24 protein-coding genes, 1 tRNA gene, 1 other RNA gene and 2 pseudogenes are annotated in these 21379 nt (G+C 36.5%); 6 read left to right on the top strand and 22 right to left on the bottom strand.

Going from position 1 to position 21379, the window contains the following annotated elements:
- Positions 1 to 67: 67 nt before the first annotated feature.
- The 6 genes and pseudogenes from deoC to LZ578_RS06635 form a co-directional block, all read right to left on the bottom strand.
- Positions 68 to 745: a deoxyribose-phosphate aldolase gene (deoC, locus tag LZ578_RS06655; protein ID WP_235144381.1), complete on the bottom strand. Its 678-nt coding sequence runs from the start codon at positions 743 to 745 to the stop codon at positions 68 to 70.
- Complete coding sequence (locus LZ578_RS06650; protein WP_235144380.1) at positions 746 to 1504, bottom strand: 16S rRNA (uracil(1498)-N(3))-methyltransferase; 759 nt, start codon at positions 1502 to 1504, stop codon at positions 746 to 748.
- Positions 1489 to 2223: pseudogene (prmA, locus tag LZ578_RS06645) on the bottom strand (50S ribosomal protein L11 methyltransferase); the annotation flags it as partial. The pseudogene prmA and the gene LZ578_RS06650, both read right to left, overlap by 16 nt.
- Positions 2224 to 2264: 41 nt before the next feature.
- The gene (locus LZ578_RS12490) at positions 2265 to 2456 is read right to left on the bottom strand and encodes a 50S ribosomal protein L11 methyltransferase (protein ID WP_255763813.1); all 192 of its coding nucleotides are present in this window, start codon (positions 2454 to 2456) and stop codon (positions 2265 to 2267) included.
- Positions 2443 to 2970, bottom strand: a complete 528-nt coding sequence (locus LZ578_RS06640) for a DUF3013 family protein (protein WP_235144378.1) — start codon at positions 2968 to 2970, stop codon at positions 2443 to 2445. The genes LZ578_RS12490 and LZ578_RS06640 overlap by 14 nt, the downstream gene beginning before the upstream one ends.
- Positions 2971 to 2983: 13 nt before the next feature.
- A complete protein-coding gene (locus tag LZ578_RS06635; RefSeq protein WP_235144376.1) occupies positions 2984 to 3607 on the bottom strand; it encodes a DNA-3-methyladenine glycosylase in 624 nt (207 codons plus the stop codon).
- A gap of 245 nt (positions 3608 to 3852) precedes the next feature.
- Between LZ578_RS06635 and gpsB the strand changes: the two genes are divergently transcribed.
- The 4 genes from gpsB (at position 3853) to LZ578_RS06615 (ending at position 7325) form a co-directional block, all read left to right on the top strand.
- A complete protein-coding gene (gene gpsB, locus LZ578_RS06630) occupies positions 3853 to 4200 on the top strand; it encodes a cell division regulator GpsB (RefSeq protein WP_235144375.1) in 348 nt (115 codons plus the stop codon).
- A gap of 18 nt (positions 4201 to 4218) precedes the next feature.
- Positions 4219 to 4583: RNase P RNA component class B (rnpB, locus tag LZ578_RS06625), an RNA gene on the top strand.
- Between the two features lie 112 nt (positions 4584 to 4695).
- Positions 4696 to 5847, top strand: coding sequence for a class I SAM-dependent RNA methyltransferase (locus tag LZ578_RS06620; protein ID WP_235144374.1), 1152 nt, complete (start codon positions 4696 to 4698; stop codon positions 5845 to 5847).
- Between the two features lie 206 nt (positions 5848 to 6053).
- Positions 6054 to 7325 carry a RidA family protein gene (locus LZ578_RS06615; protein WP_235144372.1) on the top strand — a complete coding sequence of 424 codons (1272 nt, stop codon included), beginning with the start codon at positions 6054 to 6056 and terminating at the stop codon, positions 7323 to 7325.
- A 30-nt stretch (positions 7326 to 7355) separates the two neighbouring features.
- Here LZ578_RS06615 and LZ578_RS06610 read toward each other — a convergent pair whose 3' ends face one another.
- The 15 genes and pseudogenes from LZ578_RS06610 to LZ578_RS06540 form a co-directional block, all read right to left on the bottom strand.
- Positions 7356 to 7772: a ribonuclease HI family protein gene (locus LZ578_RS06610; protein WP_235144370.1), complete on the bottom strand. Its 417-nt coding sequence runs from the start codon at positions 7770 to 7772 to the stop codon at positions 7356 to 7358.
- Between the two features lie 14 nt (positions 7773 to 7786).
- The gene (locus LZ578_RS06605; RefSeq protein ID WP_235144369.1) at positions 7787 to 8041 is read right to left on the bottom strand and encodes a cold-shock protein; all 255 of its coding nucleotides are present in this window, start codon (positions 8039 to 8041) and stop codon (positions 7787 to 7789) included.
- A gap of 110 nt (positions 8042 to 8151) precedes the next feature.
- On the bottom strand, positions 8152 to 9060 hold the full coding sequence (locus LZ578_RS06600; RefSeq protein ID WP_235144368.1) for a hypothetical protein: 909 nt from the start codon (positions 9058 to 9060) through the stop codon (positions 8152 to 8154).
- A 160-nt stretch (positions 9061 to 9220) separates the two neighbouring features.
- Positions 9221 to 10003: an acetyl-CoA carboxylase carboxyl transferase subunit alpha gene (accA, locus tag LZ578_RS06595; protein WP_235144367.1), complete on the bottom strand. Its 783-nt coding sequence runs from the start codon at positions 10001 to 10003 to the stop codon at positions 9221 to 9223.
- Complete coding sequence (gene accD, locus LZ578_RS06590) at positions 10000 to 10872, bottom strand: acetyl-CoA carboxylase, carboxyltransferase subunit beta (protein ID WP_235144366.1); 873 nt, start codon at positions 10870 to 10872, stop codon at positions 10000 to 10002. Before accD ends, accA begins: the two co-directional genes overlap by 4 nt.
- 48 nt (positions 10873 to 10920) lie before the next feature.
- Positions 10921 to 12284, bottom strand: a pseudogene (locus LZ578_RS06585) (acetyl-CoA carboxylase biotin carboxylase subunit).
- A 2-nt stretch (positions 12285 to 12286) separates the two neighbouring features.
- A complete protein-coding gene (gene fabZ / locus LZ578_RS06580; protein WP_235144365.1) occupies positions 12287 to 12718 on the bottom strand; it encodes a 3-hydroxyacyl-ACP dehydratase FabZ in 432 nt (143 codons plus the stop codon).
- 17 nt (positions 12719 to 12735) lie between these two features.
- The gene (gene accB / locus LZ578_RS06575; RefSeq protein ID WP_235144364.1) at positions 12736 to 13215 is read right to left on the bottom strand and encodes an acetyl-CoA carboxylase biotin carboxyl carrier protein; all 480 of its coding nucleotides are present in this window, start codon (positions 13213 to 13215) and stop codon (positions 12736 to 12738) included.
- Positions 13212 to 14456, bottom strand: coding sequence for a beta-ketoacyl-ACP synthase II (gene fabF / locus LZ578_RS06570; protein ID WP_235144363.1), 1245 nt, complete (start codon positions 14454 to 14456; stop codon positions 13212 to 13214). The genes accB and fabF overlap by 4 nt, the downstream gene beginning before the upstream one ends.
- Positions 14457 to 14467: 11 nt before the next feature.
- Positions 14468 to 15199 carry a 3-oxoacyl-[acyl-carrier-protein] reductase gene (gene fabG, locus LZ578_RS06565; RefSeq protein ID WP_235144362.1) on the bottom strand — a complete coding sequence of 244 codons (732 nt, stop codon included), beginning with the start codon at positions 15197 to 15199 and terminating at the stop codon, positions 14468 to 14470.
- Positions 15200 to 15201: 2 nt separating this feature from the next.
- On the bottom strand, positions 15202 to 16152 hold the full coding sequence (gene fabD / locus LZ578_RS06560) for an ACP S-malonyltransferase (protein ID WP_235144361.1): 951 nt from the start codon (positions 16150 to 16152) through the stop codon (positions 15202 to 15204).
- An 18-nt stretch (positions 16153 to 16170) separates the two neighbouring features.
- The gene (gene fabK / locus LZ578_RS06555) at positions 16171 to 17130 is read right to left on the bottom strand and encodes an enoyl-[acyl-carrier-protein] reductase FabK (protein WP_235144356.1); all 960 of its coding nucleotides are present in this window, start codon (positions 17128 to 17130) and stop codon (positions 16171 to 16173) included.
- Positions 17131 to 17155: 25 nt separating this feature from the next.
- On the bottom strand, positions 17156 to 17380 hold the full coding sequence (locus tag LZ578_RS06550) for an acyl carrier protein (RefSeq protein WP_235144354.1): 225 nt from the start codon (positions 17378 to 17380) through the stop codon (positions 17156 to 17158).
- A 46-nt stretch (positions 17381 to 17426) separates the two neighbouring features.
- Positions 17427 to 18413: a beta-ketoacyl-ACP synthase III gene (locus LZ578_RS06545; protein ID WP_235144352.1), complete on the bottom strand. Its 987-nt coding sequence runs from the start codon at positions 18411 to 18413 to the stop codon at positions 17427 to 17429.
- A gap of 4 nt (positions 18414 to 18417) precedes the next feature.
- Positions 18418 to 18879, bottom strand: coding sequence for a MarR family winged helix-turn-helix transcriptional regulator (locus LZ578_RS06540; RefSeq protein ID WP_235144350.1), 462 nt, complete (start codon positions 18877 to 18879; stop codon positions 18418 to 18420).
- 233 nt (positions 18880 to 19112) lie between these two features.
- On the opposite strand from LZ578_RS06540, the gene LZ578_RS06535 reads away from it, so the two are divergent.
- Positions 19113 to 20072 carry an IS30 family transposase gene (locus tag LZ578_RS06535; protein ID WP_235144342.1) on the top strand — a complete coding sequence of 320 codons (960 nt, stop codon included), beginning with the start codon at positions 19113 to 19115 and terminating at the stop codon, positions 20070 to 20072.
- A 49-nt stretch (positions 20073 to 20121) separates the two neighbouring features.
- Here the strand turns inward: LZ578_RS06535 and LZ578_RS06530 are convergent, their stop codons facing one another.
- Positions 20122 to 20493 (bottom strand): DUF2187 domain-containing protein, encoded by a 372-nt coding sequence (locus tag LZ578_RS06530; protein ID WP_235144341.1) that lies wholly within the window; start codon positions 20491 to 20493, stop codon positions 20122 to 20124.
- Positions 20494 to 20689: 196 nt separating this feature from the next.
- Here LZ578_RS06530 and LZ578_RS06525 point away from each other — a divergent pair.
- Positions 20690 to 20763: transfer RNA gene (locus tag LZ578_RS06525), tRNA-Arg, on the top strand.
- Positions 20764 to 21379: the final 616 nt, after the last annotated feature.

The following is a 21379-nucleotide window of genomic DNA, read 5'->3' as shown; positions in this document are numbered from 1 at the left end:
AAGAAAAACTGGCTCCTTTAATGGCTACTTTAACCATTTGAAAGAGTCCAGTTTTACTTTTTATAAATTATTTTTCAAGCAGCCATTCATCGACAATTTTCTTACCACTTGAAGTTCCTAAACGAGTGGCTCCTGCTTCGATGAAATCTAGAGCATCTTTATAAGAACGGACTCCGCCACTTGCTTTTACTTCAACACTCTCTTGAACTGTTTTTCTCATTAAGCGAACATCTGAAAGAGTGGCTCCACCAGTAGAGAATCCTGTTGAAGTCTTCACGAAATTTGCTCCTGCGGCATCTGCAAGTTGACAAACTTTTTCTTTTTCTTGGTCGGTTAATAGACTTGTCTCAATAATTACTTTTAAAATAGCTTGCCCTTCTATTGCTTTTACAACACCAGCAATCTCATTTTGTACATATGTATAATCGCCGTCTTTCAACGCTCCAATATTAATGACCATATCTACTTCGGTAGCTCCATTTTGTACAGCTTGTTTTGCTTCGTACGCTTTTACTTCAGCTGTATTCGCTCCATGTGGAAAACCAATAACGGTACATACTTTTACATCTGTGCCATCCAAAAAGGCTTTTGCTTTTTTTACCCAGTATGGTTGGATACAAACGGACATAAAATTATATTGTGCAGCCTCTTCACACAAATTTCTAATTTCTTCCTCTATTGCGTCAGGTTTCAAAATAGTATGGTCAATGTATTTATTTAAATTTTCGATGTTGTTCTCCTCCATTTAATTTAATAATTCATAATGATAAGAAATAGCTGCCAGTGTATATAGTGGTGCTGTTTCCGCCCGCATAATTCTAGGCCCCAACCCGCATGAAATAAACCCATGATCCTGAAATAGTTCCATCTCACTAGGATCTAGTCCACCTTCTGGTCCAAAAACAATAAGTAAGTCTTCCCCAGGTTTCATCTTCTGTAAGGTTTGGACAAAACGACCCAATTCGCCGGTTTTTGCTTCTTCTTCATAGGCAACTAATTTATGTGCATATGTTTGAGAATAGTTAATTAACTGCTCTATGTTCTTCATTTCTTCTATTACGGGTACAGACTGACGATGTGATTGTTCAGCCGCTTCAGAAGCAATTTTTTGAAATCGTTGTTGTTTCTTTTTAACTTTTCCTTCATCCCATTTTACAACAGAATATTTTGATTTAAAAGGGATAACTTTATTGACGCCTAATTCAGTACTTTTTTGTACGACAAGATCTAGTTTATCTCCTTTCGATAATCCACAAGCAATCGTAACATGAACGGGTAACTCTCTATTTATAGTTTCTTCTTTCACCCAGTGTAATTCTACATATTCATTTGTTAAAGAAGTAATTTCTGCAATGCACGAATAACCCGTTGCATCCGTTAAAAATACTTTGGTTTTCGGTTTGAATCGCATCACATTCTTCATATGATGATAATGCTCCCCTACCAATTGAATAGGAGCTTCTGGAAATTTTTCTAATGAATGGGATATCATATAGCGTTGCATTCGTTACTCTCCACTTCTTTTTTACAAATGAAACAATGCCAATCATCCATAATTAATTCTTGTTCTAAAATAAAGTTATCCTCCAGCAACTGTTTTAGTAATTCATCTCGTTTACTTTGAATAATTCCAGAAAGAATAAACGTTCCACCGTCTTTCAAATTCTGCCAAGCATTTTTCGTCATTTTTAGTAAAATTTCTGTAAGGATATTTGCAACAATAATATCTGCATTCGAATCTTTTAACCCTTCTAGCAAGTTATTTTCTTTTATGACTATATCAAGAGCATACGGGTTCAATTGAATATTTTCTTTTGACTGTCTCGTAGCAACGTGATCAATATCAAATGCCAATACTTCTTTTGCACCCAATGCTTTTGCCGCAATACTTAACACTCCGGACCCAGTTCCCACATCCATAATTTTTTCATTTCCTCTAATCGTTGTTTCCAAGGCTTGTAAGGCAAGTTTAGTGGTTGGATGTGTTCCTGTTCCAAAAGCCATACCGGGGTCCATTCGTAAGATCTTTTCATCATCTTCAGCGGGGCTATATTCTTCCCAATGAGGAACAATCGTTAAGTAACGTGTAACTCGCAAAGGATGGTAGAACTCTTTCCAAGAATTTTCCCAGTCTTCTTCTTTTAAATCATTAATTTTTAATTCAAAATGATTAGGAAATAATTCAATTCTACTTAAACGTTCAATTCCATCCTGAACTACTTTTAGTGTATCCGTAAAAGCTTCCGTGTTAGGAAAATATGCTTTTACATAAACGTGGTGATTTTTTCTGGCTGCTCTCTATATTCTTTAATTTGTCCAAATCCATCGTCTTTTAAATTAATAAAATCTAATTCATCTTCTATTGCGGTTCCTTTTGCTCCTGCATCCATAAAAAGATTAGCAACTGCATCCACCGCTTCAGTAGAGGTAACGATTACTACTTCATTCCATTCCATGATTTCCCTCCAGATCTTCGGTAATATCAGATGGGTATATATATAGGTACTCATCGAATCTTCCGGTATTTTTTAATGTTCGAATTGTACTTTGGTAATTCTCGTCTTTCCATTCCATTTCAAATCTCATTTGATCTTCTTCAGAGAAAAATTCTTTCAGCTGAACGATTGCTTCTCCTACCGTAATTCGTAAATTTTTACAGATTGCTTGAATCGTCCCCCCGTAGAGGCCATCTGGTTCATCAAATTCAATAGCGGTTATATAATTATCATCTTTGATTTCTGCTAAATGAATATCATACAACAAAATTGTATCCTCAAAAATAAAATCAGCTTTTTCATTTACGATTCCATAACGATCTGTAACCTTTTCTTCATTATTTTTTGCAGAAATAGGAATCATAATAACAATCTCAATCATGTGTTTTTGCTTAAACCACTCAATCCGCCATTCACATGGGAAATGTAAGTCTTTCATTGTTTCATTAATTTTTTCAATCATACTCTTTTGCATGTGCTTACTCCCTTCAAACTTCTTTCCACCCATAATCAGGTGAAATTTTATGTTTTCTTCTTGATACATACGGATTTCCTGAAACAATGAATCGTAAAGGTTTCTCTGTCCAGATTCCTTTGTTAGCAATACCGATCCGAGGTGTACCTGTAATTTCTTTTGGTATTCGAATCGTATGTTCATCTAAATAAAGTGTTTCTCCAAAAATAGAATCCCCATATTGCTCCATAGTTATCCCTAATGCTTTTGTGAGATTTCCTGGTCCATTTGTAAGGTGAAAACCGTGTTTAGCACGTTGGCTTTCCATGTACGAGATTCCTTCATACGGTTCTATCGCACGAATTAAAACCCCTTCTGGAGTCCCTTCTGCTTGTGTGCTGATATTTAAAAGAACATGAGTGTGCATCACATGAACATATAAGGTGCCTTGTTTTTGAAACATCGCTTCTGTTCGTTTGGTTCTTTTCCCTCCATAGCTATGAGCAGCTAAATCAGGGACACCTAGATAAGCTTCTGTTTCAACAATAAATCCAGAAATTCTTCCTTTTATTGTTTCGTGTACTAACAGTTTGCCTAAAAGATTTTGAGCGATTTCTTCGGTAGAGTTCCCTTCTTTAAATATTTTTTTTATTTTCATCGTGTACTTCCAATCTATTACTGATTCTTAAATAATCCAGTTTACTTTTGATCACTATCGTTATTTTACCAAATTTTATAAAGTTTATATAGTTTTCAACATTATTTATATATAAAGACTTCTATTGAAAATATTATAGTAATTTTTGTACGAGCATTTTTTCCGTTCAATTGTATTCCTTCTTTAAGTTTGTTATAATGGTTCAAGTAAAAGAGGAAAATGAGAATCACGAACGAGGTGTAAAGATGGCCGATAAAAATCTAACAACAAAAGATATACTACAAAAAGAATTTAAAACTGCTATGCGTGGTTATAATAGCGGTGAAGTTGATGAATTTTTAGATATGATTATTCGCGATTATGAATCTTACCAAAAAGATATGACCTACTTACAGAGTGAAAATGAACGTCTTCGTAATCGAGTGGATGAGCTTACAAAGCAAGCATCATTAGGAAAACGAACACAAGCAACAACTAATACTGGTAGTGGCGTAACAAATTTTGATATTTTGAAACGACTATCTAATTTAGAAAAACATGTTTTTGGTTCGAAGTTAGAGGATAAACGTGACGAAAATGGATTAGGTTCATAAATAGATTTAAAATCTGTAAATTCCGGGTAATTGCGGTTTCACATAAGTGAGGCTGAGGAAAGTCCATGCTCGCACAAGCTGAGATGCTTGTAGTGTTCGTGCTTAGCGAAAAAATAAGCGAAGGCAATCGAAAGATTGACGGCAGAAAAAAAAGCTACGGATGAAAGTCTATGCTTGAGTATTCTTGAAAGTGCCACAGAGACGAGATATCATAGGAAACTTTGATAGTGGAACGGGTAAACCCCACGAGCGAGCAACCCAAACTTTGGTAGGGGCACTCTTTTTAAGGAATTCAACGAAAAAAAGAGGCAGAAATGCAGACAGATGATTACCAATGCGGAAAAGGCCTGACTTTTCTGCTGAACAGAACATGGCTTACAGGAATTTACAGATCAGGTTTTATACTAACAATACTAAAGGGCAGGACTGGTGTCCCGCCCTTTTTTTGATAAGTTAAAAAAAGAAAAGAAACAAAAATGTAGAAAGGAGAATATAATGACTGAATATCAATTACTTGCTACAGCTGCAAGCGGAATCGAAGCGCTAACTGGTGATGAACTAAAAGAGATGGGTTATGAAGTCCAAGTAGAAAATGGAAAAGCTTTTTTTAAAGGGACAGAAGAAGATATTATTAAAACTAATTTATGGATCCGTACGGGAGATCGTATTAAGATTGTCTTTGGAATGTTTGAGGCATTTTCTTTTGATGAATTATTTGAAAAAACAAAGGCTTTACCATGGGAGGATATTCTTCCGATGGATGCAAATTTCCCTGTATCGGGTAAATCTCAAAAATCAACTTTATACAGTGTTCCAGATTGTCAGGCCATCGTAAAAAAAGCAATTGTAGATAAAATCTCATCGTTTTATCACCGTAGAACTCGTCTTCCTGAGACCGGTGCTCAATATCCAATAGAGGTAGCTATTTTGAAAGATATAGTTACCATCACCATTGACACATCTGGTTCTAGTTTGTTTAAGAGAGGATATCGATCTGAAAAAGGAGGAGCTCCTATTAAAGAAAACATGGCAGCTTCCCTCATCAAATTGACTACTTGGAGACCGAATAAGCCTTTCTACGACCCTACCTGTGGTTCTGGAACTATTCCAATTGAAGCTGCTCTAATGGGGCTTAATATTGCTCCCGGACTACAACGTTCGTTTGTTTCGGAAGATTGGAATATATTCCCAGAAAATATGTGGACAGAAGAACGACACAAAGCAAAAATGGCTGCTGATTATTCTGTTGAATTAGATATACTAGGAACAGATATAGATGGCAGAATGATTGAAATTGCTCAAAGTAATGCAAAAAAAGCAGGCGTAGAAGAGTATATTAGCTTTAGACAAATGCAACTAAGTGATTTTAAGACAGAAAAAGAATTCGGGATTATTGTTGCAAATCCTCCTTATGGAGAACGTTTGGAAGAACAAGACTATATCGAAGAATTATACCGTCAAATGGGAGATACCTATCGCTCTCTTCCTACTTGGAGTAAGTATATATTGACAAGTGATTTGGAGTTTGAACGTTTTTATGGCCGAAGAGCTACTAAAAAAAGAAAATTATACAATGGGCGTCTTCGCGTAGACTACTTCCAATTTTGGGGTAAACGTCCACAACGTAAAAGAAATACCGAAAAATAATCAAACCCCATCAGTATTCGTTTAGAAATTACGAGTGCTGGTGGATTTTTTCTTTCTTAATTTACAAATATAGTGTATTCTACACGTATGCAACTATGTAAGCGCATTCTCGTAGAACAACTTCAACCTTACAAGATACGAAAAGTAGTTTGAATGGTTGAATGATATCGAGGCACCAGAATATATTTTAAAAGGGGAATAATAATATGAACGAATATAATGCAGTATTATCCAGAAATACAGAAAAAGCACCTATGAATGATGGACTATGCTCACAAACCGTAGCATATTCTCACTACAATAATTTTTCTGCTCAATTACCGATCGATCCAGTATCTGGGAAATTAGTAGAGGGTGGAATTAAAGAGCAAGCGGAGCAATGTTTTAAAAATATTAAAGAAATTGTTAACAGTATCAATCATGTAATGAATGATATTGTTAAAGTTACAATATATGTCACGAATATAAAAGATACCGTTGCTATAGATGAAGTTTATAAAAATGTATTTCCTAGCTATACTCCTACAAGAACTGTAGTGGCAATTGATTCTTTGCCAATGAACGCTTCCGTACAAATTGATGCTCTCCTTTCATATGGTGAAGGAACGATTCCAAATGCGCCTCAATCCGGAGACTTAATTAAACTTACAAATAATACAATAAATGCACCAATCAGTCTTTTCTCTACCCAAACAGTAGCTTTCTCTCATTACAATAATCTTTCTACTCAATTACCGATTGATCCAAAATCTGGTAGATTAATTTCCGGAGGTATAAAAGAGCAAACAATCCAATGTTTACAAAATATAAAAGCAATTCTAGAGAGCATCGATGTTCCCTTTGATGATATTGTTAAAATTAATATTTTCATTAAAAATTATGATGACTTAGAAGCGGTAAATGAAGTCTATACTACCTTTTTCCCAGACTCATCTATTGCACGAGCGGTAGCTTATTTCCCTGCACGAACAGTTATCGCCGCAAAAAATCTTCCAATGGATGCTTTAGTCCAAATCGAAGCAGTCGTATCACATGGAGATGGTACTCCACCACAGCTTGTAGAAGATCGTCATGGATTAATTATAGAAGCAAATAACACAGATGCAGCACCTAAAAATCCTTTGTCAACACAAACAGTAGCTTTTTCTCATTACAATCATCTTTCTGCACAACTACCAATAGATGCAAAAACAGGAACATTAGTCACTGGTGGTGTAAAAGAACAAGCTGAACAGTGTTTAAGGAATATGAAGGTGATTATTGAAAGTATTGATCACTCTTTAGAAGATGTTGTTAAAGTAAATATCTTCCTTAAAAATATAGAAGATATGAATGCCGTAAATACCGTTTATAAGACATTCTTTCCAGATGGTTCTCCTGCGCGAACAGTCGTTGGTATTTCAACTTTACCGATGGAAGCTCTTATCCAAATAGATGCAGTTGTATCAAATGCTGAAGGAACTCCTCCAATAAAATAAGTAAACTATAAAAAATACGTAGAGTCTAATTTAATTAGATTCTACGTATTTTTTTGCTTTTATTAGAGCTGCTTTTGCTAAATGATCTGCACCCTTGTTTTCCTTTTCAGGAATCCACTTTAAATGAAAATTTGAAAATTCATTTAATAATGGCAAGATTTCTTTCAATAGGATTCGATGATTTTCTTTTTTACTATATCTTTTTTCAATAGCTGTGAGGAGCATTTTACTATCAGTATGGCAAAGGATCAATTCATCTGTTATTTTTTGATCGACTAAGTATTGCAATACTTCAATGAATGCAATCATTTCTGTTTCGTGATTGTCGTAATATTTTTCTAGGGGCGTGCTGATCTGAATTTGTTCTCCTTGGTGAACAATAAGAATTCCTACCCCTGACGTTTTCTGTGTAGGATTTGCCGCACCATCAATAAAAATCCGATACATTGATCATAACCTCTTTACTCAACAGGTACGTTTTCTTCAGAGGTCGTCATTTGAGTGTCCTCTTCTTCTAATACCTGTACATTTGTTGCTTGCGGGCCTCTAGCACCTTCTGCTATTGTAAATTCTACTCTTTGGCCTTCTCTTAAAGTTTTGAATCCTTCAGCAGCAATTCCTGTGAAATGAACAAAAATATCATCTTCTTCATCCATGAACTCGATGAAGCCATACCCTTTATCATTACTAAACCATTTCACTTTTCCATATGCCATTATAGACCCTCCTCCATATTCATCACAAGCATTTTAAAACAATCAACTCATCTATATTATAAAGGTGAAAGCCCCTTCCGTCAAAGATGTTTGATAGTTTTATCATTATTTTACATGTCCGTTAATATATTTAAGTTTTTTTCAGCTATTTGAATGTTTTGTATCAGCTTTTTTTCTTCTTTATTTAAAATAGTTCCCGTTGATAAGGTGATCTGATTCATTGCTTCTTGCCATTCTACCACTGAATACAACACCTCTTTTTCAAAAGGATAATAATATGCACAATGAAGAAAGAAATTAGTTTCCATTTGTTTTTGTAATTCTGGATTTTGTATATCGTATTTGGCAAAAAAATTCTGGCTTTCTATAAGAAGTAACGATTGTTGAATCGGATATAGCTCTTTTATATTTAAAGTTTTAGAATAGCTTTCTTTTGAAATAGTTACTTTCATGTCTATTTGTTTTTGTATCAGAGTTTGTAAAATATCCGTTTTCAAAAATGCATGAACTTTCTGATCTGTTAGAAATGATTGAGAAATAGTTCGTAGTTCTTTTTCAGGAAGAATTGTGTATTCCTTTAAAAACTTAGCTTGCCGATGGTAGCCTTCATTTAAAATATACGTGCTTTCTTCTTGAACGACCGCGATTTTTTTATTTCGTTCATCTTTTTGTTTTTCTTCTATGATATTTAAGTTTTGCTGTAAAACATCAAAGAGGTGTCTATCACTATCTCCATTTGATAATACTTTTTCTCTTTTCGAAATTTGTTCTTTTGCTTCATCTAATTCTTTCGCATAAATTAAAAAAGTAATCAAGTGTACATCTAATGGAGAAACATCTGTTGAATTCCACAATTCAGGCTTTTGCAGTTTTAATAACTGAACGCCTTCTAAAAATTGCTCCGTATCTTGCATCATTGTCAAGCAAAGTTGTAGTAGCTCCTCGTTTTTTTGAATCGCTAATGCTTTCGTTAAGTACTCCACGGCTTTTGGAAAATCATTATACTGAAATGCTTCCATTGCCATGGATACATAGGAGTCAAAATTTTTGGGAAACGGAATTGGTTGATCGATAGTAGTTGCACTCCTTTCCTTTGTGTCCGTTCTTAGAATAGCACAAATGAAAAAAGCTTGCTAATCTCCAGTAGAAGACTAACAAACTTTCTATGAATGATATCTGTTAAAATTGGCGGAATCGCTTTTGACGTTGTTGAACGATGTATTCTTGCGTCCATTCATCCATCATATTCAGTGTTCCTATAATTTCTTTTCGCATCAAATGCAAAACATCTTCATTCTTCATTTTCTTTTTTCTCTTACTTTCAGGAATAATTTTATCCACTACATCCAAATCTAAAAGATTTTGTGGGCTTATTTTCATCACTTCTGCAGCTTCTTTACTTCTACTAGAGTCTTTCCATAGAATTGAGGCAAATCCTTCTGGTGACAATACCGAGTACATACTGTTTTCCATCATCCAGACTTGATTTCCCATACCTAAAGCTAAAGCTCCCCCACTTCCTCCTTCTCCAATAAAGATAGAAAGAATAGGTACTTTTAATTGTGACATCACGAGTAGACTCTCAGCAATTGCTTCGCCAATTCCTCGATTTTCTGATTCGACATCACAAAAAGCTCCTGAAGTATTTATAAAGGTTATAACTGGGCGTCCAAATTTTTCTGCTTGCTTCATCAGACGAATTGACTTTCTGTAGCCTTCAGGATGCGGACTTCCAAAGTTACGATGCACATTTTCTTTTACATCATGACCTTTTTGAGTACCAATAACCGTTACTGCACGGCCCTCTAAAGAGGCAATTCCCCCTAAGATAGCAGGATCATCACCAAATCGGCGATCGCCATGTAATTCAAAAAAAGCATCAAAAATATTTTCTGCTAACTCTTTTGTAGTAAAACGATTAATTTCTCTTGCAGCTTGAACAATTTCATAAGCCTCTTTCATGAGTCCACCTCCGTTTCTACATCTAGGTGGATACTCAAAAGAAATCCTAAAACAGACCGCAGTTTGGTCCGAGGAACAATTCGGTCAATAAACCCTTTTTGTAAAAGATGTTCTGCCGTTTGGAATCCTTCTGGAAGTGTTGCTTTAATGGTTTGTTCAATAACTCTTTTCCCAGCAAAGCCAACTGTTGCACCTGGTTCTGCTAAGATAATGTCGCCTTGCATTGCAAAACTAGCCGTAACCCCACCAGTAGTGGGATCAGTTAGGACAGGAATATACAAGAGGCCCGCTTCTTGGTGGTTGGATACAGCAATACTAATCTTTGCCATTTGCATTAAGGACAGAATTCCTTCTTGCATACGAGCGCCTCCTGAGGCAGTAAAGATCACGACAGGTAGACGAAGATTAATAGCTATTTCGAAAGCACGAGTGATTTTTTCACCCACGACTTTCCCCATACTCCCCATGAAAAAATTAGAATCCATAACACATAAAATCAATTCTTGGTTTTCAATCTGAGCTTTCCCGATTACCACTGCTTCATCCATATTTGTTTTTTCTTTTGTAACCATCAGTTTTTCTTCATATCCTGGGAAATTTAATGGATTCTCTATGGGCAAGAGTTGTTCCCATTCCTCAAAACTTCCTTCATCCACTAGTAAACTGATTCGTTCTTTTGCAGTAATTCGAAAATTATATTGACAATGAGGACAAATTTTCTCACTACCTAAATCTTTGCTGTATATCGTCTTATTACAGTTGGGACATTTCTCCCATAATCCTTCTGGTACAACGGGCTTTTGTTGCGCTTCTTCTACCGCAGAGGATGGCTCTAAGGGGATATATGGCCGTTTACGAAATAGTTTCATTTCATCACCTCTTGCCTCTCATCTATTTGTTTCATTATTCTATCACGTTTACTCCTCAGGTTGCCAATTTTTTAAAAAGACATTTTGTAAGTAATCCGTATCAAAATCTCCCTCAACAAATCGAGGATCTTCAAGGATTGCTTCTTGAATTCCTGGTTTGTATCCACTCCATGGATAACGAGCTCTTGCAATGCTCTTCGCATTTTTGCAATCGCTTCTTGACGGTTCTCACCTTTAGTTATAATTTTTGCAATCATGGAATCGTAAAAAGGAGGAATGGTATATCCACCGTACATTGCACTTTCCACACGGAGACCATTTCCACCACTCGGTAGAAATAAGTAATCAATCGTTCCAGAAGAAGGTCGGAATTGCTTGGCTGGATTTTCTGCATTAATTCTACATTCAATCGTGTGTCCAGTAAGTTGGATGTCCGATTGTTTAATGGTTAATTCTAATCCACTTGCAATTCTTAATTGTTCTTTTACAATATCAATTCCAGTGGCCATTTCAGTGACTGGATGCTCTACTTGAATACGCGTATTCATTTCCATGAAGTAAAAATCTTCATTTTGGTCAACAAGAAATTCAATCGTTCCTGCATTCTCATACCCAACATGCTGAGCAGCTTGTACAGCAACTTTTCCCATCTTCTCTCGAGTATCTTCTGTAATAAATGTCGAAGGTGACTCTTCTAAAACTTTTTGATGATTTCTTTGAAGAGAACAATCTCGTTCCCCTAAGTGAATTACATTTCCATGCTCATCTGCTAAAATTTGAATTTCAATATGACGTGCTGGGCTAATAATTTTTTCAATGTACATGCGATCATCTCCAAAAGCAGCTTTTGATTCTGCTTTTGCTTGAGAATACAAAGGAATCAATTCTTCTGAGTTCATCACTCGTCGCATCCCTTTTCCACCACCACCTGAAGCAGCTTTTAAAATAACTGGATATCCTAGCTCTTCTGCTTTTTCGATGGCATCTTGCTCATCATTGATATATCCTTTACTACCAGGAATGACTGGAACATCCGCTTCCATCATCGCTTTACGTGCATTTGATTTATTTCCCATCAAATCAATCGTTTCCGGTTTCGGTCCGATAAATTTAATATTCATTTCTTCACACATCGTCGCAAAGATGCTATTTTCAGAAAGAAATCCAAATCCTGGATGAATCGCTTGTGCTCCTGTTACAACTGCGGCACTTAAGATGCTAGTCATATCTAAGTAGGAATCACTTGCTCTTGCAGGACCAATACAAATGGCTTCCGTTGCTAGTTGCGTATGAAGCGCTTCTCGGTCTGCTTCAGAATAGACAGCAACGGTTTGTATACCCATTTCATGACAGGCTCGTATAATTCGAACGGCAATTTCTCCTCGGTTGGCAATCAATACTTTTTTCAGCATACTCATCTCCCGATGATAAATGTCATTTCTGCTTCAGCAACCTTTTTATCTCCAACAAAGGCTTGACCATATCCAATTCCGGCAAATTTCTTCAATTTTACAATATCAACTTGTAGACGAAGAACATCTCCTGGTACTACTTTTTGACGGAACTTAATTTTGTTTAGTCCACCAAGGTATGCAGTTTGTCCTTTAAAGCTATCTAATGTTAACAAAGGAATCGATCCTGCTTGTGCTAATGCTTCAACAATTAATACGCCAGGCATAACTGGCTCTCCTGGAAAGTGTCCTTGGAAGAAAGGTTCGTTAATCGTCACATTTTTGTAACAAACGATATGCTCACCTGGTGTAAGTTCTTCTACCTTATCAATGAAAAAAATTGGGTAGCGGTTTGGGATTAGATCCATTACTTCTTGTGCAGTCATAATACTCATTTTTTCGGCTCCTTTTATTAAACGATACGGAATAAAGGTTGGTTATATTCCACTACCTGTTCATTTTCAATTAATACTTCTACAATTTTTCCGTTCAATTCACTTTTAATTTCATTCATAATTTTCATTGCTTCTACAAGACAAACAACTTGTCCTTCAGCGATTGTTTCATCAAGAGAAACGTAGTTTTCTGCTTCTGGACTTGGTCTTAAATAAACGACCCCAACAATTGGTGAAAGAATGTATTTTCCTTCTTTTTCTTCTTTTTTCGAAGAAGGTTCTGAAGTTACTTTCTCTACTAATTCAGTCGCAGAAGATTCATTTTTGGTTGGATTCGAACGAATCTCTGATGGTTCTTTTGATCCCGTTGAGGTAGAAAAAGAAGCTTGTTCATTTTTTGACATACGAACAGAGAAATCTTCTTGAGAAAATTCAAATTCTTTAAGAGAAGAATGGTCTATCAAGCTGATTAATTCTTTAACTTGTTCAAATTTCACTCTGCAGCCTCCCATTTCTTAAAGCACAAGACAGCGTTATGTCCGCCAAAGCCTAGGGAGTTATTTAAAACATACTGAACATCTTGTTTTCGGCCAGTATTTGGAACATAATCCAGATCACACTGTTCATCAGCAACTTGATAACCAATCGTTGGAGGAACGAATCCTTCTAACATTGCTTTCACACTAATGACTGATTCGATTCCACCTGCTGCTCCTAGTAGATGTCCAGTCATACTTTTCGAGCTAGAAATAGCTACTTGATGAGCTTTTTCTTCACCTAACGCATATTTAATGGCTAATGTTTCTGAAGAATCATTTGCAGGAGTACTGGTTCCGTGAGCATTGATGTAATCAACTGCTTCTGGATCAATTCCTGCTTCTTTCATAGCTAAGAGCATTGCATTTCCAGCTCCACTTCCATCTACACTTGGAGCCGTCATATGATACGCATCTGAATTACTACCGTACCCTACTACTTCTCCAAGAATATTTGCGCCTCGTTCTTGAGCATGTGTTAGACTTTCTAGCATTAACACACCAGCGCCTTCACCCATCACAAATCCATTTCGCTCTTTATCGAATGGTGTAGAGGCGCGATCTGGATCCGCACTTTCTGATAACGCAGTTAAAGCCGCAAAGCCAGCAATACCAATCTCACAAATGGTTCCTTCTGCTCCCCCTGCAACAATTAAATCAGAGTAACCATGTTTAATGTTACGGAATGCTTCCCCAATAGAGTTGGTTGCAGAGGCACAGGCAGTAACGATATCAAGGCTTAGTCCTTTAGCACCTAACTTGATAGAGGTGTTACCCGCAGCCATATTTCCAATCGTCATTGGTACAAACATAGGTGGTACACGTTTCGGTCCTTTTTGGTTCATTTTAATGATTCCAGATTCCATTTGTGGTAATCCACCAATCCCTGAACCAATAATCACACCAAAACGAGTGACATCGATTTTATCCATATCGATTCCACTTTGTTCCATTGCTTGCACGGATGCAGCAACAGCATATTGAGAATATAAATCCATTCGTTTGTATTCTTTACGACCCATATATTTTGTAGGATCAAAGTCTTTTACTTCTGCAGCAACAGAAATACCTGTCTCTGTTGCGTCAAATTTAGTAATAGGACCAATTCCGTTTTTTCCGTTCTTGATTCCATCCCAAAATTCTTCTACTGTATTGCCAAGAGGCGTAATAGCACCCATACCAGTAATTACTACTCGTTCCATATTATTCCTCCTTACATGTACATGCCGCCGTTAACGCGGATGGTTTGTCCAGTGATATAGTCGCTTTTACTTAAGAAAACTGCCGCATCGGCAATATCTTCGGTTTTACCAAATCGTTTCAAGGGAATTTGACTCATCATTTGTTCTTGAATTTTATCTGAAAGTGCATCGGTCATATCTGTTTCAATGAATCCTGGTGTAATGGTGTTGCAAGTAACGCCTCTAGCAGCTGCTTCACGAGCTACTGATTTACTTAAACCAATAACTCCCGCTTTACTTGCTGCATAATTAGCTTGTCCGACATTTCCTGTTTCGCCTACTACACTAGAGATATTGATAATACTTCCCACACGTTGTTTTAACATAAGAGGCAATGCGTGACGAATCATATTAAAAGAACCTTTTAGATTTACTTGATAGGTTGCATCAAAATCTTCTTCAGTCATTCTCATAATTAATTTATCACGATTAATTCCAGCGTTATTAACTAAAACATCAATAGAACCAAAAAGTTCTTTTGTTTTATCGACAATCATTTTTGCCGTATCAAATTCACTGACATCGCCCAAAATAGTTTCAACTTCTACTCCTAATGCAGTCAGTTTGTTCGTCATTTCTTCAGAAACAGGTTTTCTAGCATTTAGAACGATATTGGCACCTTGTTGAGCAAATGCAAGAGCGATCGCTTCTCCAATTCCACGAGAACTGCCCGTTACAAGTACTGTTTTTCCTTTTAAGTCCAAATTTATTCCTCATTTCCGGCTGATTGTTCTTGATTGAAATATGCCAATGTTTTTTCTAGTGACTTTTTATCTTCAACGTTTAAAATCGTCACTTCTTTATTGATTTTTTTAATAAACTTACTTAACGTTTTTCCTGGTCCTATCTCAACGAACGTATCTACGCCAAGAGAAATCATTTTATTTACACAATCTTCCCACTTTACAGCTGATTCTACTTGTCTTTCTAACAGAGATGGTATTTCTTGTACCTCCATCACTTCTGCTTCCGTATTCCCAATGACAGGAATGCTTGTCTTTTGAAAAACAATGTTATTTAAGTCTTCTCTAAGCTTTACAGCCGCAGAATGAAGAAGCTTTGTATGGAATGGACCACTTACTTCTAAAGGAATCATTCTTCGAATACCTTTTTCAGTTAGCAATTCAACTGCTTTATCAACTCCTTCAATTTCTCCTCCAATTACAATTTGCGTAGGCATATTGTAATTAGCCGGGGCAACATAAGCAGTTTTTGATGCTTCTCTGCAAGTTTCTTCTATCAAAGAACGTTCGGCGTTCATTACAGCTACCATTTTCCCTTGTCCTGCTGGGACTGCTTCACTCATATACTTCCCACGTTTCGAAACCAACTCTAGTGCTTCTCTAAAAGAAAAAGCATTGGCTTTCACCAGTGCTGTGTATTCCCCAAGGCTTAAGCCAGCTACAATCGCTGGCTGGATACCTTTTGAAGCCAGAAGTTGGTCAATGGCATAGCTGACTGTCAGGATGGCTGGTTGTGTATATTCAGTTAGGTTTAATTCGCTTCCCTCTTTAAAACACAATTTTTCCATGTCATACCCCAGAATAGTAGAAGCTTCTTGAAAAATAGAACGAACTTCATCAAATTCTTCATAAAGCTCTTGGCCCATCCCGGTATATTGTGCTCCTTGACCGCTATAAACAAATGCTATTGACATACTTTCACCTCTGTTTTACTATTCTGTCCATAATTTTGCTTGAGCTAAAATCATTTTTTTACTCGTAGTCATATAATCTTCTATGATTTCCTTACAAGTTTCTTCTTTTGTAATCATTCCTGCAATTTGTCCAGCCATCATCGAACCATAATTTTTGTCGCCTTCAACAACAGCTTTTCGCAAAGCTCCTGTCCCTATTTTTTCTAAACGATCAAAATCTGGTTTTTCTTTACTCGTTTCTTCTTTTTCTGCTTTTAAATATTCACGAGTCAATCTATTCCGCAATACACGAACAGGATGTCCGGTAATGAGTCCAGTAACTACTGTGTCAATATCTTTTGCTTTTAAGATCGCGTCTTTAAAGTTTTGATGAGCATTGGATTCTCTTGCTACAACGAAACGGGTTCCAACCTGAACACCAGCGGCTCCTAACATGAACGCTGCTGCCATCCCTCGGCCATCCCCAATTCCGCCCGCTGCAATAACAGGTACATCTACGGCATCTACCACTTGTGGTAAAAGAGTGATGGTAGTGGACTTACCGATATGTCCGCCTGATTCCATCCCTTCAATAATAACCGCATCTGCCCCATCTTTTTCCATGCGACGTGCAAGAGCTACAGAAGCAACTACTGGAATAACAGAAATTCCAGCAGCTTTAAATTGATCCATATATTTACCTGGGCTTCCTGCACCAGTTGTGACAACTTTGACTCCTGAAGCACACACCGCTTTTACAACCTCTTCAACATGAGAGTTTAAAAGCATAATGTTTACTCCAAAAGGTTTGTCGGTTTTGGTTTTCATATCGGCAATTTTTTCATTTACTATTTCTACCGGGTCATGACCGGTACCGATCATTCCAAGTCCTCCGGCATTGGAAACAGCACTCGCTAAATCAGCGTCTGCTACCCAAGCCATTGCTCCTTGAATAATTGGGTACTCAATCCCCAACATTTCACACAAAACTGATTTCATACAAGAGCCCACTTTCTTAAGAGAATTATGCTAATTGAGCATCAACGTGTTTTACTAAATCTTCAACTGTGTTGATTCCTTCATCGCTCTCAATTTTGATATCAAATTCGTCTTCAATGTCGTTGATGATTTGGAATAAATCTAAACTATCTGCTTCTAAATCCTCACGGAAATTTGTTGTTAATTTTACTTCCTCTTCATCTTTGTCCAACTGGTCCACGATTATTGCTTGAATTTTTTCGAATGTCATTTTATATTCCTCCAAATTTTTGTGTTTTATTTTTTATTATTTTTTATTATAAAGTAATGATGATTGAACCCCACGTGAGGCCACCACCAAATCCTGTTAATAGTACTTTTTCTTTACTATCTAATTTTATTTCCCCTGATTCGATCATTTGATCGAGTAAAATGGGAATGCTTCCTGCAGAAGTATTTCCTGTTGTAGCAATGTTTCTTGCAAATCTTGAAAAAGGAATTTTCACTTTTTTGCTAATCGCTTCTAACAAACGGATATTAGCTTGATGGGCAATTACCCAAGAAATATCATTTTTTTCTAAATTAGCTTTTTTAATAACATCTTCAATCGTTTTTGGAACGCTCCGAATAACGAAATCAAATATTCCTCTACCGTCCATTTCAAGATGATAGGTTGGTTGGCTTTCTTCTTTTGCATGAAAAGGATTTTGAACATCTTTTTGATTCGCAGTAAGAGCCAAATAACGAACCCCATCGGAATGCAAATCTTCTGCTAAAATACAATCTTCTCCATCTTCATCTCCATGCTCCAAGAGTAAACCACCTGCACCGTCTCCAAATAATACGGCTGTCGAACGATCTTCCCAATTGATTACTTTGGACATCGTATCGGCTCCCAATACTAAGCCTTTTTGATACAATCCACTTTTCATATAATGTGCTGCAGTTGACAGTGCAAAAACAAAGCCTGAACAAGCAGCATTAATATCCATACAAAAAGCTTGATCCGCACCTATTTTACTTTGTACTAAACAGGCAGTGGATGGACTGGAGGCATCAGGAGTCATGGTTGCAACAATAATGAAATCAATTTCAGAAGCAGAAATCCCTCTTTTTTCCAATATCTTCTTGGCAGCAGCACTCGCTAAATCAGAAGTGTTCTCCCCAGTTGAGATATGTCTTTCAGAAATCCCTGTTCGTTTATGAATCCACTCATCGCTTGTATCCAAAAACTCAGTCAGGTCCTCATTCGTAACGACTAAGGAAGGCACATAGTGACCTGTTGATGTAATTTTAAAACCCATTATATCAATCCCGTTCTCCAATATTTTCAACCAGTTCAAATAAGAAACTATGGAGATTGTCTAATCCTCTTAACAAAGCATCAACTTCGTCGTCACCCATTCCTTCAATTGTTCGTATGACCATTTGTTTATGAAATTTGTCATGAAGACGATAAATCAGTTTCCCTTTTTTGGTTAGTCCAAGTTTAATAACTCTTCGATCATTTTCCAATCGGATTCGAACAACGTATCCTTTTTTCACTAATGTATTAATTGCAACAGATAAGGTACCTGCTGTTATATTAAGTTTTTTAGCTACTTCCGAAGATGTGTGTTCACCATACATACCGATTGCTTCTATAGTATGCATTTCTTTTATGGAAATATCTGAAAAGTTACTTGTACGCAACGCTTCTTCTTCAATACCTAAAACTTCATTAAAAATAGTTACTAAATATGAATTTACTTTATCAATGGAATGACTCAAAGAATGGCTCCCTCCTTTTGCACTTATATTTAAAACAGGTTTGAATGACAAATAGTTTGATAATCAAAGTATTCGACTATCAAACTATAATAAACATTTTTTATATTGTCAAGAATAATTACTATTTTGATTATAAAACGCCGATTGTAAAATTAAGCTAGACAAATAAAAGAGCCATTCGTGGTACACTCAAAATGTAATTCCGTCTAAAGAATACATAGGAGTGATCACGAATGACCTACACCCATCTTACCACGGATGAATTAGTGATGATAGAGTCTTACTACCACCAAAATATCAAAGTTTCCGAAATAGCTGCGTATCTAAAACGATCTCGAACACCTATTTACAATGTCATCCATTTTTTGAAAGAAGGCCACACGGCCTTGGAATACTACCAACAATACAAGAGAAACAAGAAGCGTTGCGGACGGCGTAAAATCGTATTGCCAGCGGAACAACAGACCTACATCAAGGAAAAAATTGCACAAGGCTGGACTCCTGATATCATCAAGGGTCGGGAAGAGATGCCGATTGATTGCTCCATGCGGACTCTTTATCGTCGCTTCAAAGAAAAGGTGTTTGATGAAACCACCTTGCCCATGAAGGGAAAGAGAAAACCGAACGGTCATCAAGAACGTCGCGGAAAACAGGCCTTCAAGCGGAATATTGCTGAAAGGAAGGTTGATTACCCGACATTCAAGGAAGAATTCGGCCACATCGAAGGCGATACGATTGTCGGTGCCCACCACAAGAGTGCCGTTATCACCTTAGTGGAACGTCTATCGAAAGTCATCATCACTTTGAAGCCCGAGGGGCGGAAGGCGAACGATATCGAGAAAACGATGAACCAATGGTTTGAATCGATCCCTAGGCATTTATTCAAATCAATCACCTTTGATTGCGGGAAAGAATTCTCCAATTGGAAAGCTTTAAGCAATCAACAGGACATTGCAATCTATTTCGCCGATCCCGGAACGCCTTCACAGCGTGCCTTAAATGAAAACTCCAACGGCTTGTTGCGAAGAGATGGGTTGCCAAAAGAAATGGATTTCAATCAAGTGGACCAAGCCTTCGTCTCTTCCGTTGCGAACAAGCGAAACAATATTCCACGAAAATCTTTAGCATACCGGACGCCACTGGAGGTATTTTTGAGTTACCTAGATGAATCTATTTTGTCTAGCTTAAATTGACAAATCAAAAAATAAAAAAACCAGCAGTTTCAACTGCTGGAAAATGGCTTTATTCTTCTATTTCTACTGATTCATCTTCTACTTCTTTTACGTTTATAAATTCAATAATATCTTTGAAATTTACAATCGTTTTATCTTCGCAAATGTCTCTCATGGTAGCTTCAGATGAATCCCAATATATTTCAACAACGGCACTGTTGATTAATAACTTTTGAATAATTCCAACCATTTTGTGGTCTCTAAACGTAAATCGAATCTCATCCCCTACTTCTGGACGAATGGATTCTTTAATACTTTCCACCACTTTTAATGCTTCTTCATAAGACACGCCTAGTAGATTAGCGATACGAGAATTACTCGTTCCTTTTCTTAACTGCGTTTCAATCATTGTCTTTGTTTCCTTTGAAATCTCATTACTCATTTTATGATCTCCCCTACTTTATCAGATATGAATGACCATTGTTATTTTTTGCGTAGCTTCATTATACCATACTTTAGCCAATTTTGAAATAACATGAAAACTAAGCTAGTTAATTATAAAATAAATGCTAAATGCTATTGACACTTGAGCAAATATTTCATATAATAGTAAATGTGCTAATTAAAGAATATTTGTTGTCTCAGTAGCTCAGTAGGATAGAGCATTCGCCTTCTAAGCGAACGGTCGGGGGTTCGAATCCCTCCTGAGACGTAAAAGAAATCATGTAGATAATAAAAGTTGTTAACTTAACAAGGGTTTGAGGACCCAACGTTAAGTTAGCAACTTTTTTTATTTCGGAATTATTTGTTTATAAGGAGTTTATCTGAATAGAGATATATCTATGGAAAAACCTTAAAATTATCAACATAAGAATTTTCTTTAAATAAGAATAATTTTATACGTTTGCATAATTTAGCCTCTCTCTATTAAACAACACAGGATACCACAATGAATATGTTACTAGAAGAATACCATCAAAATAATTAGTGTTTCTGTAATACAGACAATGAATTTTCGCGTTTCTTCTATAAAATGTGTCAGACGAATTGAAGATACTAGGAAATAGCACATATAGAAAAGTAGATGAAATAGGTATATAAGATGTGTTTGAGTAGTTGACTGATCATATGTTTGTAATAAAATAATTTGGGATGGGTTTTACCAAGATTACCCTTTCCTCCTTTCCTCGTTGTGTACATGGTATCCTCTCTCTAAGAGACATCTTGACGTTCTATTACTGCCAATATTTTATATTGTTTTTAATAGTTGAAATGCAAAGATATGCCCTTGTTATTCCTCTTTGCTTTTCTTTAACTTTTTTAATAGC

The organism is Jeotgalibaca sp. MA1X17-3, assembly GCF_021513155.1.
In the GTDB taxonomy this organism is placed as follows: Bacteria; Bacillota; Bacilli; order Lactobacillales; family Aerococcaceae; genus Jeotgalibaca.
This window is presented reverse-complemented; position numbering and strand designations above follow the sequence as displayed.

What these genes read in the sequence shown, in the direction of transcription:
- fabD (WP_235144361.1), bottom strand. Translation starts at nt 16,152, where the DNA reads ATGTCAATAGCATTTGTTTATAGCGGTCAAGGAGCACAATATACCGGG.
- LZ578_RS06535 (WP_235144342.1), top strand. Translation starts at nt 19,113, where the DNA reads ATGACCTACACCCATCTTACCACGGATGAATTAGTGATGATAGAGTCT.
- LZ578_RS06600 (WP_235144368.1), bottom strand. Translation starts at nt 9,060, where the DNA reads ATGGAAGCATTTCAGTATAATGATTTTCCAAAAGCCGTGGAGTACTTA.
- LZ578_RS06650 (WP_235144380.1), bottom strand. Translation starts at nt 1,504, where the DNA reads ATGCAACGCTATATGATATCCCATTCATTAGAAAAATTTCCAGAAGCT.
- LZ578_RS06530 (WP_235144341.1), bottom strand. Translation starts at nt 20,493, where the DNA reads ATGAGTAATGAGATTTCAAAGGAAACAAAGACAATGATTGAAACGCAG.
- LZ578_RS06550 (WP_235144354.1), bottom strand. Translation starts at nt 17,380, where the DNA reads ATGACATTCGAAAAAATTCAAGCAATAATCGTGGACCAGTTGGACAAA.
- LZ578_RS06610 (WP_235144370.1), bottom strand. Translation starts at nt 7,772, where the DNA reads ATGTATCGGATTTTTATTGATGGTGCGGCAAATCCTACACAGAAAACG.
- gpsB (WP_235144375.1), top strand. Translation starts at nt 3,853, where the DNA reads ATGGCCGATAAAAATCTAACAACAAAAGATATACTACAAAAAGAATTT.
- LZ578_RS06635 (WP_235144376.1), bottom strand. Translation starts at nt 3,607, where the DNA reads ATGAAAATAAAAAAAATATTTAAAGAAGGGAACTCTACCGAAGAAATC.
- fabF (WP_235144363.1), bottom strand. Translation starts at nt 14,456, where the DNA reads ATGGAACGAGTAGTAATTACTGGTATGGGTGCTATTACGCCTCTTGGC.
- deoC (WP_235144381.1), bottom strand. Translation starts at nt 745, where the DNA reads ATGGAGGAGAACAACATCGAAAATTTAAATAAATACATTGACCATACT.
- LZ578_RS06605 (WP_235144369.1), bottom strand. Translation starts at nt 8,041, where the DNA reads ATGGCATATGGAAAAGTGAAATGGTTTAGTAATGATAAAGGGTATGGC.
- LZ578_RS06615 (WP_235144372.1), top strand. Translation starts at nt 6,054, where the DNA reads ATGAACGAATATAATGCAGTATTATCCAGAAATACAGAAAAAGCACCT.
- fabZ (WP_235144365.1), bottom strand. Translation starts at nt 12,718, where the DNA reads ATGAGTATTATGACTGCACAAGAAGTAATGGATCTAATCCCAAACCGC.
- fabK (WP_235144356.1), bottom strand. Translation starts at nt 17,130, where the DNA reads ATGAAATCAGTTTTGTGTGAAATGTTGGGGATTGAGTACCCAATTATT.
- accA (WP_235144367.1), bottom strand. Translation starts at nt 10,003, where the DNA reads ATGAAAGAGGCTTATGAAATTGTTCAAGCTGCAAGAGAAATTAATCGT.
- LZ578_RS06545 (WP_235144352.1), bottom strand. Translation starts at nt 18,413, where the DNA reads ATGGGTTTTAAAATTACATCAACAGGTCACTATGTGCCTTCCTTAGTC.
- accD (WP_235144366.1), bottom strand. Translation starts at nt 10,872, where the DNA reads ATGAAACTATTTCGTAAACGGCCATATATCCCCTTAGAGCCATCCTCT.
- LZ578_RS06640 (WP_235144378.1), bottom strand. Translation starts at nt 2,970, where the DNA reads ATGCAAAAGAGTATGATTGAAAAAATTAATGAAACAATGAAAGACTTA.
- LZ578_RS12490 (WP_255763813.1), bottom strand. Translation starts at nt 2,456, where the DNA reads ATGGAATGGAATGAAGTAGTAATCGTTACCTCTACTGAAGCGGTGGAT.
- LZ578_RS06620 (WP_235144374.1), top strand. Translation starts at nt 4,696, where the DNA reads ATGACTGAATATCAATTACTTGCTACAGCTGCAAGCGGAATCGAAGCG.